The following is a 16372-nucleotide window of genomic DNA, read 5'->3' on the forward strand; positions in this document are numbered from 1 at the left end:
AAGGCTCGAGGTGGTTGAGAGGTGTGGAAAGGTTTTCAGGCCGGTAACGGAAACGCCGTGCGGGTAACCGTTGAGCCATCGGGCCCAGTAGTGGGCAGAGCCGCACGCTTCCATGATCACCAGGCCCACCGCGCGGTTGGCGAACCAGCGCTCGAACTGGGTACGCGAAAGGCGATGCGATTCGATCACCCGCCAGGAGCTGTCTGCGACAGCAAGCTGGAACACGGATTTCGCCAGATCGACACCCACGACCGGCAAAGCGGCGGTAGCATTCATCTTGGACTCCTTCTGGTTGATCACTGACACCCCACACCACATGAGGCCAGCTGGCACGATGATGCTGCACCACAATCAGGGGGAGTCCATCCCATCATTGGAGCGGACCGTGATGCATCGTGGATGCTCCGTGCTCGCAATAGATTGCGTGCTTGCCGGTGCGGAACCGCAGCAGTGGCCGGCCGCTCAACTCGGTCGTTAGACTGCAACTTGTCCGCCTCTGCGCCGATCAAAGAGTGAGGAAACTGGGGGCCTCCTAAAGTCAGCGAAATACTGCGCCTTCTGAACGATGACGGGTGGCATCTGGTGACGACGCGCGGCAGCCATCGGCAGTTCAAACATCCGACTAAGCCCGGGCGCGTTACGGTGCACGGTAAACCCGGCGACGACGTCGCTCCGGGTACACTAAATAGCATCCTGAAGCAGTCCGGGCTCAAGAAGTGAGGGTCACATGCGCTATGCCGTAGTAATCGAGAAGGCTGAAGGCAACTTTTCCGCCTACGTACCCGACCTCCCTGGGTGCATTTCTACTGGCGACACTGTTGCCGAGGCCGAACAGTCCATCCGTGAAGCCATTGAGCTTCATCTCTCGGGAATGCGGGAAGACGGAACACCTATCCCGCCACCCTCGATCCAAGTCGACTACGTGGAAGTTGCAGGCTAATTATCGTTAGGCATCAGGGGCCGGCGCGGTGCCGCACTTGGAGAATGCCATGGGACACAAGCCTGAAAGCGAGAATCGCGAGCCAGTGATCCTTGGACCGGGCGAGGGTCGCAAGTACCCGATGGGACGTATTTCGGCTGTGTTCAAGGCCGACGGAAGCGAAACCCAGCAGCGCTACTCAATCTCGGAATGGTGGCTCGAGCCGAACACCAAAGGGCCGGGCCCTCATTCGCACCCGGAAGATGACGTCTTCTACGTGATCGAAGGGACGATGAGCGTTCTCATCGACAAGGTGTGGAAGCACGCCGAGCGCGGATCCTTCGTGCTGATCCCTGGCGGAGTCACGCACGACTTCGAGAATCGCGGCACGGTACGTGCAGGAATCCTGAACGTGTCCGCTCCAGGCGACTTCGAGCCGCACATGCAAGGCATAGCCGAGTGGTTTGCGCGGCATCCACCGGGGGACACTGATGCCTAACCCGTCGAATATGGACTCTGGCCGCCCCTGGCCGCGGCCGAGGCATCGTGCGGCCGCTCAACGCAATCGTTGGGTATATAGAGGGAGGAGCGACTGATCTATCAACGGATTGACGCACCCTTGGTGCCTTACTTCGTGTAAGCCGCATAGAAGCGACCCTACCCGATGCGGAACACATCGCTCAATCCGACGGCCAAAAGACCGCGTTTTCGGCTTCCGTCCGCTGCGCTTCGGTGCGGCTTAGCTTGAACGATAGGCTCACTTGAACAGGCGTTCGAATCGGGCGGGTAACCAGGGAGCTCTCTGAAGTGCGCAAACCGTCAAGCCTTCAGGCTGTGAAGACACTGTTTGCTGCGTCAGGCGGTGTATGCGCATTCCCAGGTTGACCAGTGCTGAAGATCCCGTCCAGCGCCAGCTCGATGCCTACAACGCCCACGACCTCGAGCGCTTCGTGGCGGAGTACGTCGACGACATCCGGGTCTTCCGGCCTCCAGCCACGCAGCCCGTGCTGTCCGGCAAGGCGGCGTTCGCCGAGCATTACGCGAGGAACCGCTTCAATCTCCCCGCGTTGCACGCGAAGCTCGCAAGCCGCATCGTGTCGGGCAACATCGTCGTCGATCACGAAGAGATCACGGGGCTCCCGGAAGGGAGGCGCTCGGCCGTGGCAGTGTACGAGGTGGCCGACGGCCGTATCCGAAACGTCTGGTTCTTCTAGCGGACCGGAAACTCGACCGTTAGAGGATCGAGGCTAGGCGCCCGGAGGTGGCGGTTCGTCCTCAGTCTCTGCCTCGGGCTCCGGCGGCAGCCACGAGGCGCGGCGCTTCTCCAGGAATGCCGCAACCCCTTCGGTGCCTTCGGGTGAGGACCGGATCCGCGCGATGCGTTCGGCGGTGTCCTGGATCAGCTCGCTCGTGACAGGGCGCCCGGCCACGGCCCGGATGAGCGACTTGGATTCGAACTGGGCAGCCGGCCCGCAGGCGAGGAGGGCCTTGACGATCTTCGCGATCTTTTCATCGAGGTCCTCGTCGTCCTTGGCCAGTTCGTGCACGAGGCCCAGCCGCCACGCATCGGAGGGGTCGATCGGTTCACCCGTGAGGAAGTAGCGGCGCGCGGCGCGCTGGCCGATCGCGGCGACCACGTAAGGGGAGATGACCGATGGAATGAGGCCGAGCTTGGCTTCCGTCAGCGCAAAGGTCGCGGAGAGCGTGGCCACTGCGATGTCGCAGCAGGCCACGAGACCCACCCCGCCCCCATAGGCGGGTCCCTGCACACGGGCGATGGTGGGCTTGCGAAGCTCGGACAGCGTGCGCATGAGCGCGGCGAGCGCCATCGCGTCGCGCCGGTTGGCGTCAACGGAAGCGCCGGCCACGCGACGCATCCAGTTGAGATCCGCGCCCGCGGAGAAGGATCGCCCGACGCTCGACAGCACGACGACGCGGATGCCGTCCTCGGCTTCCATGGAGCGAAGCGCCTCCGTGAGTTCGACGATCAGCGCGTCGTCGAAGACGTTGTGCCTCTCGGGGCGATTGAGGGTCACCAGGCCCACGGGGCCCTGGCGTTCGATGGCGAGGCTGGTGGTCATTGTTGCGGTTTCCTCGTTATCGCCTCACCCCGGCCCTCTTCCATGAGAGAGGGCCGGGGTGAGGGGGGTTACATGCGGAAGACGCCATAGCGCGTCTCCTCGATCGGTGCGTTGAGGGCAGCCGCGAGTCCCAGGGCCAGCACGCGGCGCGTGTCCACCGGATCGATCACGCCGTCGTCCCACAGCCGCGCGGTGGCGTAGTACGGATGGCCCTGGCGCTCGTACTGTTCGCGGATCGGGGACTTGAACGCCTCTTCCTCTTCCGGCGTCCAGGCACCCCCCTTTGCCTCGATGCCGTCGCGCTTCACCGTGGCCAGGACGCTAGCGGCCTGCTCGCCGCCCATCACCGAGATGCGCGCGTTGGGCCAGCTCCACACGAAGCGGGGATTGAAGGCACGGCCGCACATGCCGTAGTTTCCCGCGCCGAACGAGCCCCCGAGGATCAGCGTGAGCTTGGGCACCTTCGCGCAGGACACCGCGGTCACCATCTTGGCGCCGTCCCTGGCGATGCCCTGGTTCTCGTACTTGCGGCCCACCATGAAGCCGGTGATGTTCTGCAGGAAGAGGAGCGGGATGCCGCGCTGGTTGCACAGCTCGATGAAGTGGGCGCCCTTGAGCGCCGACTCCGAAAAGAGGATGCCGTTGTTGGCGAGGATTCCGACCGGCATGCCGTGCAGGTGCGCGAAGCCCGTGACCAGTGTCGTGCCGTAGAGCGCCTTGAACTCGTGGAAGTCGGAGCCATCGACCAGGCGCGCGATGATCTCGCGGATGTCGAACGGCTGGCGCGGATCCTTCGGGATGATTCCGTACAGTTCCTCGGCCGGAAACAGCGGGTCGCGGGATGCGGAGGCGGTTGCGCAGGCGGGTCGGCCGCCGGCGCCTTCGCAGTGACGGATGATCTCGCGGGCAATGGCGAGCGCGTGGCGGTCGTCGTCCGCGAGGTGGTCTGCCACCCCCGAGTTGCGCGCATGGACTTCGCCACCGCCCAGCTCCTCGGCCGTGACGACCTCGCCCGTGGCCGCCTTCACCAGCGGCGGGCCGCCGAGGAAGATCGTGCCCTGGTTCTTCACGATGATCGACTCGTCGCACATCGCCGGCACATAGGCGCCGCCGGCGGTGCAGGAGCCCATCACGACCGCGATCTGGGGGATGCCCGCGGCCGAAAGGTTCGCCTGGTTGTAGAAGATGCGGCCGAAGTGTTCCCTGTCGGGAAAGACCTCGTCCTGCAGCGGCAGGAAGGCGCCGCCGGAATCGACGAGGTAGATGCAGGGGAGCCGGTTCTGCGCGGCGATCTCCTGGGCGCGCAGGTGCTTCTTCACCGTGAGCGGGTAATAGGTGCCGCCCTTCACCGTGGCGTCGTTGGCGACTACCACGACCTCGCGTCCTTCCACCCGGCCGATGCCCGTGATGATGCCGGCCGACGGAGCCTCGTCGCCGTAGAGCCCGAAGGCCGCGAGCTGCGAAAGCTCGAGGAAGGGCGAGCCGGGGTCGAGCAGCCCGCGCACGCGTTCGCGGGGCAGGAGCTTGCCGCGGGCGACATGCTTCTTCTGCGCTTCCGCGCCGCCTCCCGCGGCGATGCGGGCTATTCTCTCGCGCAGGTCCACGGCCAGGGCCGCATGGTGGTCCCGGTTGGCCCGGAAGGCTTCCGAGCCGGTGTCGAGCCTGCTTTTCAGTTGTGGCATGGCGCGGGGCGGGCCGGGTGCGGGAAAGGGGCGGCCGCGTTCATTCGGCCAGGCTGCGGGCGATGAGCATGCGCTGGATCTCGCTCGTGCCCTCGTAGATCTGCGTGACGCGCGCGTCGCGGTAGTGGCGCTCGACCGGGTAGTCCTTCACGTAGCCGTAGCCGCCGTGGACCTGGATGGCCTTCGAGCACACCCACTCCGCCATCTCGGAGGCGAACAGCTTCGCCTGCGAGGCTTCGGAGAGGCAGGGCGTTCCGGCCGCGCGAAGGCGGGCGGCATGCAGGACGAGCAGGTGCGCCGCGTTGAGTCGCGTGTGCATGTCGGCCAGCATGTTGGCGATCGACTGGTGCTCCACGATCTTCTTGCCGAACTGCGTGCGCTCCTTCGCATAGGCAATGGCCGCCTCGAGCGCTGCGCGCGCGATGCCGACGGCCTGCGCGGCGATGCCGATGCGGCCTCCCTCGAGGTTCGAGAGCGCGATGGCGAGCCCCTTGCCGCGCGGGCCGAGCAGGGCTTCCGGGGAAAGGCGGCAATCGGAGAGCAGGATGGGGCAGGTGTCGAGCGCGCGGATCCCGAGCTTCTTCTCGGGCTTCTGCACCTGGAAGCCGGGGTTGTCCGTGGGAACGAGGAAGGCCGACAGGCCCTTCTTGCCCAGCGCCGGATCGGTCACGGCGAACACGACGCCCAGCTTCGCGCGGCGGGCATTGGAGATGAACTGCTTGTTGCCCTCGAGAACCCAGCCTTCGCTGCCCTCGGTTGCGCGCGTCCTGAGGTTGTTGGCTTCGCTCCCGGCCTGCGGCTCGGTCAGGCAGAAGCACGCGATGGCGCGGCCGCTCGCCAGCTCCGGAAGCCACGCCTTCTTCTGCGCCTGGCTCCCCCACGCCTGCACCAGCCCGCAGCCCAGCCCGTTCTGCACGCTCATGAGCGTCGCCGTCGCGGCGCAACCTGAGGCGATCTCCTCCACGGCCAGCACGTACGAGACGTAATCGGCGCCCGTCCCGCCCCACTCGTGCGGAACGGTCATGCCGAGGAAGCCCAGCTCGCCCAGCTTGGCGACGACTTCGTCCGGGATCCAGCCTTCCTCCTCCCACCGCCCGGCGTGTGGGGCGAGTTCGGCCCGGGCGAAATCCCGGGCCGTGTCGCGGATCATGCGCTGCTCGTCGGTCAGGAAATCGGCCTGGGCGCGCGTCAGCATGAAGCAGGGCTCACTTCGTGTCCTGCTCGGCCTTCTCGACGCTTTCGCGCGCCTTCCTGTCGAGGTCGGCCCCGAGTCCCTTGGCGTCCTCGAGCGCCTTCACCTGCGTGCCGAAGGCGCCTTTCTTCGCGCGCTCGAGAGCCTCCTTCTGTTCCGTGGCGGCATCGGTCGGGGGAGACTCCTTCTTCCCGCAGCCGGCCACCATCAGGGCGAGCAGGACCAGGACGGTGGCCGACGCAGCCCGGACCTTCATGCGCGTGCTGCCTTGACGCGCTGGCGGATGTCGGCGCGCACCCGCGGTGGCAGGTGGTTCCACCGCACGCCGGCAACTGCGCCCGCCAGGGCGAGGCAGGAGGGCAGGCAATCGCGTTCCGGATTGGCCAGACGCAGCTTCTGCCAGGCGTCCCAGAAGCCCACGCGCAGGAGCGCTTCGAGGGAATCGATGCCGACGCGGCGCAGCTCGGAAGCCAGGTTGGGCCCGATGCCGGGCGTGTTTTCGATGGGGGTGATGTTGATCGTGGGATTCACAGAACCTCCAGTGCGACCGCGGTCGCCTCTCCGCCGCCGATGCACAAGGCGGCGACTCCCTTCTTCAGGCCGCGCTTCTTCAGCGCGTAGATGAGCGTGGTGATGATGCGCGCGCCCGTGGCGCCGATCGGGTGGCCCAGGGCCACGGCGCCCCCGTTCACGTTGACCTTGTCCGCCGAAAGGCCGATGTCCTTCATCGCGGCCATCGCGACCACGGCGAAGGCCTCGTTCACCTCGTAGAGATCGACGTCGGAGGCCTTCCAGCCGGCCTTGGCCAGCACCTTCTGGATTGCGCCCACGGGCGCCGTCGTGAACCATTCCGGCTCATGCGCGTTGGAGGCCTGCGCCACCATGCGCGCAAGCGGCTTGGCGCCGCGCTTCTTCGCCTCCGACTCGCTCATCAGCACCAGCGCGGCGGCGCCGTCGGAAATGGAGGAAGAGGTCGCCGCAGTCACCAGGCCGTCCTTGTTGAAGGCGGGGCGAAGCGTCGGGATCTTCTCGACGTTCACCGTGAAGGGCGTCTCGTCGTCCTTCACCACCTCGTCGCCCTTGCGTCCGGACACGGTGACGGGCGCGATCTCGTCGGCGAAGAGGCCCGACTTCGAGGCGTTGACCGCGCGCGCCGTCGACTCCTTCGCGTAGGCGTCCATCTGCTCGCGCGTGAAGCCGTACTTCTCGGCGGTCTTGTCGGCGAAGACGCCCATGGGCTTGCCGTCGTAGGCGTTCTCCAGCCCGTCGAAAGCCATGTGATCGAGCACCCGCTGGTGGCCGTAACGGTAGCCGGCGCGCGCCTTGGGCAGCAGGTGCGGCGCGTTGGTCATGGATTCCATGCCGCCGGCCACGACGATGGTGGCGTCGCCCGCGAGGATCTCGTCCACGGCCATCATCGCGGCCTTCATGCCCGAGCCGCACATCTTGTTGATCGTGGTGCAGGGCGTGGCCTTGTCCAGGCCCGCGCCGAGCGCGGCCTGGCGGGCGGGCGCCTGCCCCTGACCGGCGGGCAGGACGCAGCCCATGATGAGGTCGTCGACTTCCTTTGCGCCGACACCGGCCTGCTCGAGCGCAGCCTTGATGGCCGCGGCACCGAGCTGCGGGGCGGCGAGGGAGTTGAACTTGCCTTGCATGGCGCCGATGGGAGTGCGCTTGGCGCCGACGATGACGATGGATTCCGACATGCGTGCTTCCTTCCTTTCCAGTCCTTGAGGCGGGTCCTGCGGATTACAGGCGTTCGAAGATGGCGGCGATGCCCTGGCCGCCCCCGATGCACATGGTGACGAGGCCGTAGCGCCCGCCCGTACGCTGCAGCTCGTAGAGGCACTTCACCGTGAGGATGGCTCCCGTGGCGCCGATGGGGTGGCCCAGGGCCACCGCGCCGCCGTTGGGGTTCACCTTCGCCGGATCGAGGCCCAGGTCCTGGGAGACGCTCATCGCCTGCACCGCGAAGGCCTCGTTGGATTCGATGACGTCCATGTCGGCGGCCTTGAGGCCGGCCTTCTCGAAGACCTTGCGCACCGCAGGGATGGGGCCGATGCCCATAATGTGGGGTTCCACGCCGGCGTGGGCGTAGGCCACGAGCCGCCCGAGCGGCTTCACGCCGGCCTTCGCGGCCGCGGAGGCTTCCATCAGGACCACCGCGGCGCCGGCGTCGTTGATGCCCGAGGCGTTGCCCGCCGTCACCGTGCCGTCCTTCTTGAACGCGGCGCGAAGCTTGGAGAAGTCCTCGGCCTTGGCGTCGCGGCGCACGTGCTCATCCGTGTCGAACATCACCGGACCCTTCTTGCTCTTCAGCTCCACCGGGACGATCTGGCTCTTGAAGTGGCCGGCCGTGATGGCGGCGGCGGCGCGGCGGTGCGATTCAAGCGAGAACGCGTCCTGCTGCTCGCGCGTGAAGCCGTATTTGGCGGCGATGTTTTCTGCCGTGATGCCCATGTGGCCCGTGCCGAACGGATCGGTCAGGGCGCCGACCATCGCATCGATGATCACGCCGTCGCCCATGCGCTGGCCCCAGCGGGTGGTCGGGAGGAAATACGCGGCGCGGCTCATGCTCTCGACGCCTGCGCCGATGGCCACGTCGATGTCGCCCAGGAGGATGTGCTGCGAGGCCGAGACGATCGCCTGCAGGCCGGAGCCGCAGAGGCGGTTCACGGTGAGGCAGGGCGTTCCGACAGGAATGCCGGCTTCGACGGCCGCCACGCGCGAGATGTACATGTCGCGCGCTTCTCCATGGACGACGCTGCCCAGCACCACGTGCCCGACCGTGGCCGGATCGATCTTCGCGCGCGCGACGGCTTCCTGGATCACGATGGAGCCCAGCTTCGTCGCGGGGACGTCCTTCAGGGACGAGCCGTAATCGCCGATCGCCGTCCGGGCACCCGAGACCACCACCACTTCACGTGCAGCCATTGCCGTTCTCCTGTCGTTTGCGTGCGGTTTGCGTAAGTTGTTGCGGCGATCAGGCGCTTTCCTCGTAAAGCTCGCGCCCGATGAGCATCCTTCTGACCTCGTTGGTGCCCGCGCCGATGTCGTAGAGCTTGGCGTCGCGCAGCAGGCGACCGGCGGGGAAATCGTTGATGTAGCCATTGCCGCCAAGCGCCTGGATGGCCTCCAGGGAAACCTGCACGGCGCTTTCGGAGGCGAAGAGCAGGCACGCCGCGGCGTCCTTGCGGGCGGCGCGGCCGCACCCCTGGTCGAGTGACCCGGCGACGCTATGGGCGAAGGCGCGCGAAGCCTGGAGCTTCGTGTACATGTCGGCGAGCTTGCCCTGCATCAGCCCGAAGGTGCCGATGGGCTGGTCGAACTGCTTCCTTTCGTGGACGTAGGGAACCACGAGATCGAGCGCCGCCTGCATGATGCCGATGGGCCCGCCGGAGAGGACGCAGCGTTCCGTGTCGAGGCCCTTCATGAGCACCCGGGAACCTTCGTTCACCTGCCCGAGGACGTTTTCCTCCGGGATCTCACAGTCGGCGAAGACCAGCTCGCAGGTGTTGGAGCCGCGCATGCCGAGCTTGTCGAGCTTCGGGGCTGTCGAGTAGCCCTTCATGCCCTTTTCAACGATGAAGGCGGTCATGGCCTTCGAGCCCTTGTCCTTTGGCGCGGTGCGCATGTAGACGACGAGGACGCCCGCCTCGGGCCCGTTGGTGATCCACATCTTCGAGCCGTTGGCGATCCAGCGATCGCCCTTCTTTTCGGCGCGGCACGCCATGGACCCCACGACGTCGGACCCCGCGCCCGGCTCGCTCATTGCGAGCGCGCCCACCCGCTGGCCGGAGCACAGTCCGGGCAGATACTTGCGGCGCTGCTCATCGGTGCCGTTGAGGAAGAGGTTGTTGACGCAAAGGTTCGAGTGCGCCCCGTAGGACAGCCCGACGGAGGCCGAAGCGCGCGAGATCTCCTCCATGGCCACCACGTGGGCCAGGTAGCCCAGGCCCGTGCCGCCGTATTCCTCCGGCACCGTCATGCCCAGGAGTCCCAGCTCGCCGAATCTGGCCCACATGTCCGCGGGGAATTCGTTGGCGCGGTCGATCTCGGCGGCGCGGGGGGCGAGCTCGGCTTCGCACAGGCGCCGCGTGCTGTCGCGCAACGCGTCGAGCTCCTCGGGGAGATCCATGTCGAACGGCAAGGCGGCTCCGATGGGTGCGGCCCCCGGGAGGGGCGGGAAGGCCGCCCCGAAGGCGGCCGTGGATTGCAATTATCGCCCGAAACCGCCCCTCATTGCAGGCGCGGGGGCGGGCGAACCCGGCAGGGGCGCTACTTGGCGCCCATGCGGATCGCGCCATCGAGGCGGATCACTTCGCCGTTGAGCACCTCGTTCTCGAGGATGTGCTCGACCAGCGCTGCGTATTCGTCCGGACGGCCCAGTCGCGGGGGGAAGGGGACCTGCGCGCCAAGGGACGCCCGAAGCTCTTCGCTCATGCCCTGCAGCATGGGCGTGTCGAATATGCCGGGGGCGATGGTCACCACCCGGATGCCGAAACGGGCGAGTTCGCGCGCGATCGGGAGCGTCATGCCGTTCACGCCTGCCTTCGATGCCGCATAGGCGGCCTGGCCGATCTGGCCCTCGAACGAGGCGACCGACGAGGTATTCACGATCACGCCGCGCTCGCCCGACTCGAGGGCCGGCTGCGCGCTCATCTTCGCCGCGGCGAGCCGGATCACGTTGAACGTCCCGACGAGGTTGATCCGGATGGTGCGCTCGAAGGTGGCGAGCGAATGTGGCCCGGTCTTGCCGACCACCCGTTCCCCGGGAGCCACGCCGGCGCAGTTGATCGCGCCGTGGATGCCCCGGAAAGCCGAAACGCACAGGTCCACGGCCGCCTGGACCTGGGCTTCGTCGGTGACGTCGGTACGGATGAACCGGCCCCGGCCGCCAAACTGCTTCGCTACCCAGCCGCTGGCGTCGTTCACGTCGGCAACGACGACGTTGGCGCCTTGCGCGAAGAGCCGCTGGGCGGTGGCGGCGCCGAGACCGGAACCGCCTCCGGCAATGAGGAAGACGCGATTTTCGATTTTCATGGGGGAGTCCGGAGGGAATCGGGGGCGGGGAGGGTGCCTTGAGCGCCCTCGGCAATTATAGGCGAGCGGGCGGATAGAATCCGCCCCATGGACGCTCCTTCCCGCGCCGGCGCGATGGCGATGCTGCCGCCCACAGTCAGGGTCATCGTTCGCGGCTGGCTCAACTGCAACCAGATCGTGCTGCGCGCGCCCGGGGCGAACGTTCTCGTCGATTCGGGCTACTGCACGCATGCGCAGGAGACGCTTCGCCTGGTGGACGCGGCGCTGGAAGGCGAGGGCCTTGCCGGGCTCGTGAACACGCATTGCCACTCCGACCACATGGGAGGCAACGCGGCGATCGCGGCGAGGTACGACTGCAGCGTCTCGATCCCCGAGGGGGAAGTGAAGCACATCGTCCCGTGGACGCCGCAGAGCGTGTGGATGGCGCAGTTCGACCAGCAGGCGGTGCCTTTCGAGTTCCACGACACGATCGCCGCCGGCCAGTCATTCGAGGCGGGCGGCCTGCACTGGGACGCGCACGCCGCGCCGGGGCACGACATGGATGCGCTCATGTTCTTCAACCCCTTGCACCGCATCCTCATCTCGGGCGATGCCCTGTGGGAGAACGGGATGGGGTTCGTATGGCCGGAGGAGGGGGCCAATCCCCACATCGAGGCGGCGCTGGAGGCCCTGGCCACGGTCGAGCGGCTGGCGCCCGCGGTCGTCATTCCCGGTCACGGAATACCCTTTGCGGACTCGACAGGCGCCATCGCGGTGGCGCGGTCGCGACTCGAAGCCTTCGCGCGCGATCCCGCCAAGAACGCGCGTCACGTGGTCAAGGTGATGTTCGTGTACGCCCTGCTGGACAAGGGCGGGATGCCGGCGTCCGACGTGGCCGCCTATCTCGACCGCATTCCGTGCTACCGGCGGCTGGCCGAGCGATTCCTCGCGCTCGATGCGGTGGCGATGGCCCGCTGGCTGCTGGGCGACCTGGAGAAGTCCGGCGCTGTGCGGATTTCGGGGGGCCGGGTGTGGCCGACGGCAGCCGCATGAGCAGTCACCGGCATCCAGCGCCGCAATGAAACAGGGGCCGGCTTACCGCCAGCCCCCGTGAAGACTCGCGCGAGCCGGGATCTAGTCGATCCGGACCGGCGTGGCCGAGGCGACAGTCACCCGGCGCAGGAGGTGCTTGGCGATCTGGCGATCGGCACTGGCCGCCTGGGCCAGCAGCTGGCGCGCCCGGGCCGGGTCGCGCTGGATCGTGTCGCCATAAAAGGATCCGCCCAGGGTGAGCATGTGGCCGGCCAGTTCGGCGGCACGTGCATCGCCCGTCGCGGCCAGCTTTTCGTAGATCGAGAGTGCATTGGCGAAGTGCTGGACCTCGTATTCCGCGTTGGCCTGTTCCCATGCTTCCGGAGAGGCGGACGTGGCGGTCGAAAAGGCGGCAAGGGCCAGCGCTGCGGCGGCGGACTGGATGAGTCTGGTCATGGTCATCGGTTTCTCCCTGATCGTGGCGCCGGTTCCCCCCGGACGTGACGCCAGTGTCGGGGCAAGGCGCGTGTGCCGATGTGAGGCGCCTCACACCGGCGATTTCAGCTGTAATGGCGCGGGCGCCGGCATTCACGGGTGGGCCCGGAAGATGCGAGAGGCCGTGCTAGGTGTGGTTTCTACGACCGTTGTTCACGAACTTGCGGCCGTCGGCTGATGGGTGGGAGGTAATTGAGGCTAGCATGTGGTCGCTCCTGATTGTAGAAGGCAAGCCATCGGGCGAGGTGCTGCGTGCGGATAGCGCTGGTGAGGTATGCGCGTCCGTAGGCCCATTCCTGAGCATGGTCTGGATGAAGCGCCTGCCTTGCCGTTGGTTTGCGGGGTGTAGGGCTTGGTACGCAGATGTCGGCTCCACGTGTGGCAGGCATCACGGAATCGATGGGATCGGTAGCCTGTGCCGTTATCGGTGAGCAATCTCTTGATCGTGATTCCCGCTTGGCATACCAGCCGTGGCGCGATGCAGGAAGGCTGCGCGTGTCCCCCTTTCGTCGGGCAGGACTTCGGCGTATGCAATCCGGGAATGGCCACCGAGGGCAACGGGGCGAACTCCACCCCGCGCCGTAGCTCTTGGTGCGGTTGCCGGTGGGGCGGGGAGCGGGGGGGGGGGGGGCGAGGTTCTTGATGTCCAGGTGAAGCAGATCGCCAGGCGGGCGTCGTTCGACAGGGCGGCCGTACGGCTCGAGGGGCTGGGGCCCAGACCTCGGCGTGCCAGTCCGCGCTGACGGTCGAGCGCAAGCCCCAGTTGCTCTCCGATGGCTCGTGCGGGCTGACGGAAGTGCCGGAAGTACTCAACAAGTTGCCCAGTCGTCCGGCAGCGCGTGTGGCTGCCGATGCGCTCTCGACGAGCGGTCGCGAGCTGGCCAACCCATCGTCTCGGAAGCGCCTGAGCCACTTGTACGCCGTACGCGGGCTGATACCGGCGGCGTGCGCCTCGCAAACACTCCAGCCCGCCTCCAGAATGCGGCGGACAAGCAATCTCGACTGGCAGGGTGGTGGGCATCTCATGGATGTTCATCCGGGCTTCTCCCTTGATGTTGGTCGGCTCGCACCAACCAGCTTCTCGGGTTTAGCTCGGATGAACAACCTTCATAGAAATCACAGCTAGGTCGGAAAGCTGCGAAGACCCTCGAGGTCCACGATTCTCAGGCCGCCGTATTCCACTTTCAGGAGGCCCGCGCCTTCCAGGACCTGCAGCGCCTGGTTCACCCGCTGTCGCGAGACGCCCGAGAGGTAGCCGATCTCTTCCTGCGAAATCTGCACGTCGGGCCTCATGGCGGGGTAGAGCACCGGGTTGAACAGGGCGGCGATCGAGCGGGCCACGCGCGCATCGGGCTCGAGGAGCCGCTGGTTCTCCACCATGGCGATGAACTGGGCCAGCCGCTCGTTCAACTGCATCAGCAGGAAACGGTTGAACGCGATATCCGTGTCGAGGAGCCACTCGAAAGTGGGCCTGGGCATCATCGCGAGGCGGGTGGCGCGCAAGGCGACGATGTCATACCTGCGCGTCTGGTCCTTGAGCAGCGACCCTTCGCCAAACCAGCCGCCGCCGGCAACACCGAGGAACGTGGTCGTCTTGCCTTCCGGGGAGGCGCTGGTCATCTTGACCAGTCCGTTGACGATGCCGATCCAGTTCTCGACGGGGTCGCCTTTCCGGCAGACGAACGAACCGGCCGGCACGTCCTTCACCCCGGTTTCCGCCTCGACGCGGGCGCGCTGGTCCGCGGACAGGGACTTCGTCCACAGGGAGGCATCGAGAAGGTCGGTCAGGGTTTTCACGGGGTGCGCAGGCGAGATTGTCAACGAAAAGACAACTGACCGCGAGGCCCTGCCGCTACACTGGCCCCGCAGGCGACCCTTCCCTGATGGGTCGTGCGTTTCGCGCGAGCTCAGGAAGCGGACTCCCGAGGTGGGCGGGGGGCACGCGACAAAAGATCCCACTTCCGGAGGAGGGTTCTGCCGATGGCCACCGCCCTAGCGGTCGCCGATACGTTTCCCAAGCTGCTGCTCGCCCATGCCCGCGACCGGGGGAATCACCCCGCCATCCGCGAGAAGGACCTGGGCATCTGGCAGAGCTGGACCTGGCGCCAGGTCGGCGACGAGGTGCGCCTGCTCGCGGCCGGGCTCGCCGGGCGCGGTTTCACGCGCGGCAGTCACCTCGCCGTCATCGGCGACAATCGTCCGCGCCTGTACTGGGCCATGCTGGCCACGCAGTCCCTGGGCGGGATCCCCGTCCCGTTCTACCAGGACGCCCCGGCGCAGGAGATGATTTTCGTCTTCCAGAACGCCGGGATCGAGTTCGCCATCGTCGAGGACCAGGAGCAGGCCGACAAGCTCTTCGAGATCCTGCCGCAGTGCCCCGATCTCAAGCACATCTTCTACGACGATCCGCGCGGGTTTCGCCATTACCAGCGCGACGAGCTCGCTTCCTACGATTCGCTGCGCGAAGCGGGCGAAGCCTGGGCCAGGGAACACCCGGATTACTTCGACGCGGAAGTGGCCAGGGGGTGCGGTTCGGACACCGCGATCATGCTCTACACCTCGGGCACCACCGGCAATCCCAAGGGCGTGGTGCTTTCCCACGACAACCTGGTGCTCGCGAGCCACGCCTACGCGGAGCTCGACAGCCTGCGCGACGACGAGGAAGTCCTCGCGTACCTGCCCATGGCGTGGATCGGACAGAACCTGTTCTCCTACGCGCAGTGGCTGGTGGTGGGGTTCCGGATCAACTGCCCGGAATCGTCCGAGACGGTCATCGCCGACATGCGCGAAATCGGCCCCACCTATTACTTCGCCCCCCCGCGCGTGCTCGAGGCACTGCTTACCCAGGTGACGATCCGCATGGAGGACGCGGGGCGGATCAAGCGCTGGCTGTACCGCTACTTCATGGACCTCGCGCGCCGGGTCGGGGCGCGCCTGCTGGACGGGCGGCCGGTGCCGGCAGTCGACCGGCTGCTCTACGCGCTCGGGGGCCTCGTGATCTACGGCCCGCTGCGCAATACGCTCGGCATGTCGCGCATCCGCGTGGCCTACACGGCAGGCGAGGCGATCGGCCCGGACCTGTTCGTCTTCTACCGCTCGCTCGGCATCAACCTGAAGCAGCTCTACGGCCAGACGGAGACCTGCGCCACGGTCTGCGCGCAACCCAACGGGCAGGTCAAGCCGGACACGGTCGGCGTTCCGATGAAGGGGGTGGAGGTTCGCGTGCTCGGCTCGGGCGAGATCGTCCTGCGCTGCCCGGGGCTTTTCGTCGAGTACCACAAGAACGAGGAGGCGACGCGCGAAGCCAAGGACGCCGAGGGGTGGTATCACACCGGTGACGCGGGCTACTTCGACGCGGAAGGGCACCTGAAGATCATCGACCGCGCCAAGGACGTGGGCAAGCTGCAGGACGGCACGCTCTTCGCGCCCAAGTACCTCGAGAACAAGCTCAAGTTCTTCGCCGCGATCAAGGAAGCGGTCGCCTTCGGCGACGCCCGCCCCGAGGCGACCGCCATCATCAACATCGACATGCAGGCGGTGGGCGACTGGGCGGAGCGGCGCGGCATCGCCTACTCCGGCTACCAGGACCTGGCGGCCAAGCCCCAGGTCTACGAGCTCATCCGCGAGTGCGTGGAGAAGGTCAACGCCGACCTCGCCGCGGACGAAAAGCTCTGCGGCAGCCAGATCCGTCGCTTCGTCGTCCTGCACAAGGAGCTCGATGCGGACGACGGGGAGCTCACGAGGACGCGCAAGGTGCGCAGGCGCTACATCGCCGAAAAATACGAGACCGTCGTGCACGCCCTGTACGGGGCGACGGAAGATCACTGCTGGGTCGAGGCGCAGGTGCGCTTCGAGGACGGGCGCACGGGCACCGTGCGCGCCCAGCTCGCGGTGCGAAGCGCGAAGACCTTCCCGCCGCAGGCCGCAAGGAAGGCAGCATGAGGCAACG

Annotated in this window: 17 protein-coding genes and 2 pseudogenes; 6 read left to right on the top strand and 13 right to left on the bottom strand. The window is 66.9% G+C overall.

The window, feature by feature from the left end; genetic code table 11:
* Positions 1-66: 66 nt before the first annotated feature.
* A pseudogene (locus IPP91_01550) lies at positions 67-276 on the bottom strand (IS110 family transposase).
* A 270-nt stretch (positions 277-546) separates the two neighbouring features.
* Between IPP91_01550 and IPP91_01555 the strand changes: the two are divergent.
* The 4 genes from IPP91_01555 to IPP91_01570 all read left to right on the top strand — a co-directional run bounded on the left by IPP91_01555 (position 547) and on the right by IPP91_01570 (position 2133).
* Entirely contained in the window at positions 547-720 is a 174-nt protein-coding gene (locus IPP91_01555; protein MBL0140766.1) for a type II toxin-antitoxin system HicA family toxin, read from the top strand.
* A gap of 7 nt (positions 721-727) precedes the next feature.
* Positions 728-940, top strand: coding sequence for a type II toxin-antitoxin system HicB family antitoxin (locus tag IPP91_01560; GenBank protein MBL0140767.1), 213 nt, complete (start codon positions 728-730; stop codon positions 938-940).
* A gap of 121 nt (positions 941-1061) precedes the next feature.
* Entirely contained in the window at positions 1062-1418 is a 357-nt protein-coding gene (locus IPP91_01565; GenBank protein ID MBL0140768.1) for a cupin domain-containing protein, read from the top strand.
* 367 nt (positions 1419-1785) lie between these two features.
* Positions 1786-2133, top strand: coding sequence for a nuclear transport factor 2 family protein (locus tag IPP91_01570; GenBank protein ID MBL0140769.1), 348 nt, complete (start codon positions 1786-1788; stop codon positions 2131-2133).
* A gap of 33 nt (positions 2134-2166) precedes the next feature.
* Here the strand turns inward: IPP91_01570 and IPP91_01575 are convergent, their stop codons facing one another.
* From IPP91_01575 to IPP91_01615, 9 genes are all read right to left on the bottom strand, one after another.
* The gene (locus IPP91_01575; protein MBL0140770.1) at positions 2167-3000 is read right to left on the bottom strand and encodes an enoyl-CoA hydratase/isomerase family protein; all 834 of its coding nucleotides are present in this window, start codon (positions 2998-3000) and stop codon (positions 2167-2169) included.
* A gap of 68 nt (positions 3001-3068) precedes the next feature.
* Positions 3069-4682, bottom strand: coding sequence for a methylcrotonoyl-CoA carboxylase (locus IPP91_01580; GenBank protein ID MBL0140771.1), 1614 nt, complete (start codon positions 4680-4682; stop codon positions 3069-3071).
* Between the two features lie 40 nt (positions 4683-4722).
* Positions 4723-5877, bottom strand: a complete 1155-nt coding sequence (locus IPP91_01585; GenBank protein ID MBL0140772.1) for an acyl-CoA dehydrogenase family protein — start codon at positions 5875-5877, stop codon at positions 4723-4725.
* Between the two features lie 10 nt (positions 5878-5887).
* Positions 5888-6130 (bottom strand): hypothetical protein, encoded by a 243-nt coding sequence (locus tag IPP91_01590; protein MBL0140773.1) that lies wholly within the window; start codon positions 6128-6130, stop codon positions 5888-5890.
* The gene (locus IPP91_01595) at positions 6127-6405 is read right to left on the bottom strand and encodes a TfoX/Sxy family DNA transformation protein (GenBank protein ID MBL0140774.1); all 279 of its coding nucleotides are present in this window, start codon (positions 6403-6405) and stop codon (positions 6127-6129) included. Before IPP91_01595 ends, IPP91_01590 begins: the two co-directional genes overlap by 4 nt.
* Positions 6402-7580: an acetyl-CoA C-acyltransferase gene (locus IPP91_01600; protein MBL0140775.1), complete on the bottom strand. Its 1179-nt coding sequence runs from the start codon at positions 7578-7580 to the stop codon at positions 6402-6404. The genes IPP91_01595 and IPP91_01600 overlap by 4 nt, the downstream gene beginning before the upstream one ends.
* Before the next feature lie 43 nt (positions 7581-7623).
* Complete coding sequence (locus tag IPP91_01605; protein ID MBL0140776.1) at positions 7624-8808, bottom strand: acetyl-CoA C-acyltransferase family protein; 1185 nt, start codon at positions 8806-8808, stop codon at positions 7624-7626.
* Positions 8809-8857: 49 nt separating this feature from the next.
* Positions 8858-10012, bottom strand: coding sequence for an isovaleryl-CoA dehydrogenase (locus IPP91_01610; protein ID MBL0140777.1), 1155 nt, complete (start codon positions 10010-10012; stop codon positions 8858-8860).
* A 140-nt stretch (positions 10013-10152) separates the two neighbouring features.
* Positions 10153-10917, bottom strand: coding sequence for an SDR family NAD(P)-dependent oxidoreductase (locus tag IPP91_01615; GenBank protein MBL0140778.1), 765 nt, complete (start codon positions 10915-10917; stop codon positions 10153-10155).
* 87 nt (positions 10918-11004) lie between these two features.
* On the opposite strand from IPP91_01615, the gene IPP91_01620 reads away from it, so the two are divergent.
* Complete coding sequence (locus IPP91_01620; GenBank protein MBL0140779.1) at positions 11005-11949, top strand: MBL fold metallo-hydrolase; 945 nt, start codon at positions 11005-11007, stop codon at positions 11947-11949.
* 81 nt (positions 11950-12030) lie between these two features.
* Here IPP91_01620 and IPP91_01625 read toward each other — a convergent pair whose 3' ends face one another.
* The 3 genes and pseudogenes from IPP91_01625 to IPP91_01635 form a co-directional block, all read right to left on the bottom strand.
* Positions 12031-12390, bottom strand: a complete 360-nt coding sequence (locus tag IPP91_01625) for a hypothetical protein (GenBank protein ID MBL0140780.1) — start codon at positions 12388-12390, stop codon at positions 12031-12033.
* Positions 12391-12563: 173 nt separating this feature from the next.
* Positions 12564-13449: pseudogene (locus IPP91_01630) on the bottom strand (IS481 family transposase).
* A gap of 96 nt (positions 13450-13545) precedes the next feature.
* Positions 13546-14220 (bottom strand): Crp/Fnr family transcriptional regulator, encoded by a 675-nt coding sequence (locus IPP91_01635; protein ID MBL0140781.1) that lies wholly within the window; start codon positions 14218-14220, stop codon positions 13546-13548.
* Between the two features lie 183 nt (positions 14221-14403).
* Between IPP91_01635 and IPP91_01640 the strand changes: the two genes are divergently transcribed.
* Positions 14404-16365, top strand: coding sequence for an AMP-binding protein (locus IPP91_01640; GenBank protein MBL0140782.1), 1962 nt, complete (start codon positions 14404-14406; stop codon positions 16363-16365).
* Positions 16366-16372 lie beyond the last annotated feature (7 nt).

Source organism: Betaproteobacteria bacterium (genome assembly GCA_016720855.1).
Lineage (GTDB): Bacteria > Pseudomonadota > Gammaproteobacteria > Burkholderiales > Usitatibacteraceae > FEB-7.

Coding starts and splice junctions, on each gene's coding strand:
- IPP91_01560 (MBL0140767.1), top strand. CDS start 728: ATGCGCTATGCCGTAGTAATCGAGAAGGCTGAAGGCAACTTTTCCGCC.
- IPP91_01565 (MBL0140768.1), top strand. CDS start 1,062: ATGGGACGTATTTCGGCTGTGTTCAAGGCCGACGGAAGCGAAACCCAG.
- IPP91_01570 (MBL0140769.1), top strand. CDS start 1,786: ATGCGCATTCCCAGGTTGACCAGTGCTGAAGATCCCGTCCAGCGCCAG.
- IPP91_01575 (MBL0140770.1), bottom strand. CDS start 3,000: ATGACCACCAGCCTCGCCATCGAACGCCAGGGCCCCGTGGGCCTGGTG.
- IPP91_01580 (MBL0140771.1), bottom strand. CDS start 4,682: ATGCCACAACTGAAAAGCAGGCTCGACACCGGCTCGGAAGCCTTCCGG.
- IPP91_01585 (MBL0140772.1), bottom strand. CDS start 5,877: ATGCTGACGCGCGCCCAGGCCGATTTCCTGACCGACGAGCAGCGCATG.
- IPP91_01590 (MBL0140773.1), bottom strand. CDS start 6,130: ATGAAGGTCCGGGCTGCGTCGGCCACCGTCCTGGTCCTGCTCGCCCTG.
- IPP91_01600 (MBL0140775.1), bottom strand. CDS start 7,580: ATGTCGGAATCCATCGTCATCGTCGGCGCCAAGCGCACTCCCATCGGC.
- IPP91_01605 (MBL0140776.1), bottom strand. CDS start 8,808: ATGGCTGCACGTGAAGTGGTGGTGGTCTCGGGTGCCCGGACGGCGATC.
- IPP91_01610 (MBL0140777.1), bottom strand. CDS start 10,012: ATGGATCTCCCCGAGGAGCTCGACGCGTTGCGCGACAGCACGCGGCGC.
- IPP91_01615 (MBL0140778.1), bottom strand. CDS start 10,917: ATGAAAATCGAAAATCGCGTCTTCCTCATTGCCGGAGGCGGTTCCGGT.
- IPP91_01620 (MBL0140779.1), top strand. CDS start 11,005: ATGGACGCTCCTTCCCGCGCCGGCGCGATGGCGATGCTGCCGCCCACA.
- IPP91_01625 (MBL0140780.1), bottom strand. CDS start 12,390: ATGACCATGACCAGACTCATCCAGTCCGCCGCCGCAGCGCTGGCCCTT.
- IPP91_01640 (MBL0140782.1), top strand. CDS start 14,404: ATGGCCACCGCCCTAGCGGTCGCCGATACGTTTCCCAAGCTGCTGCTC.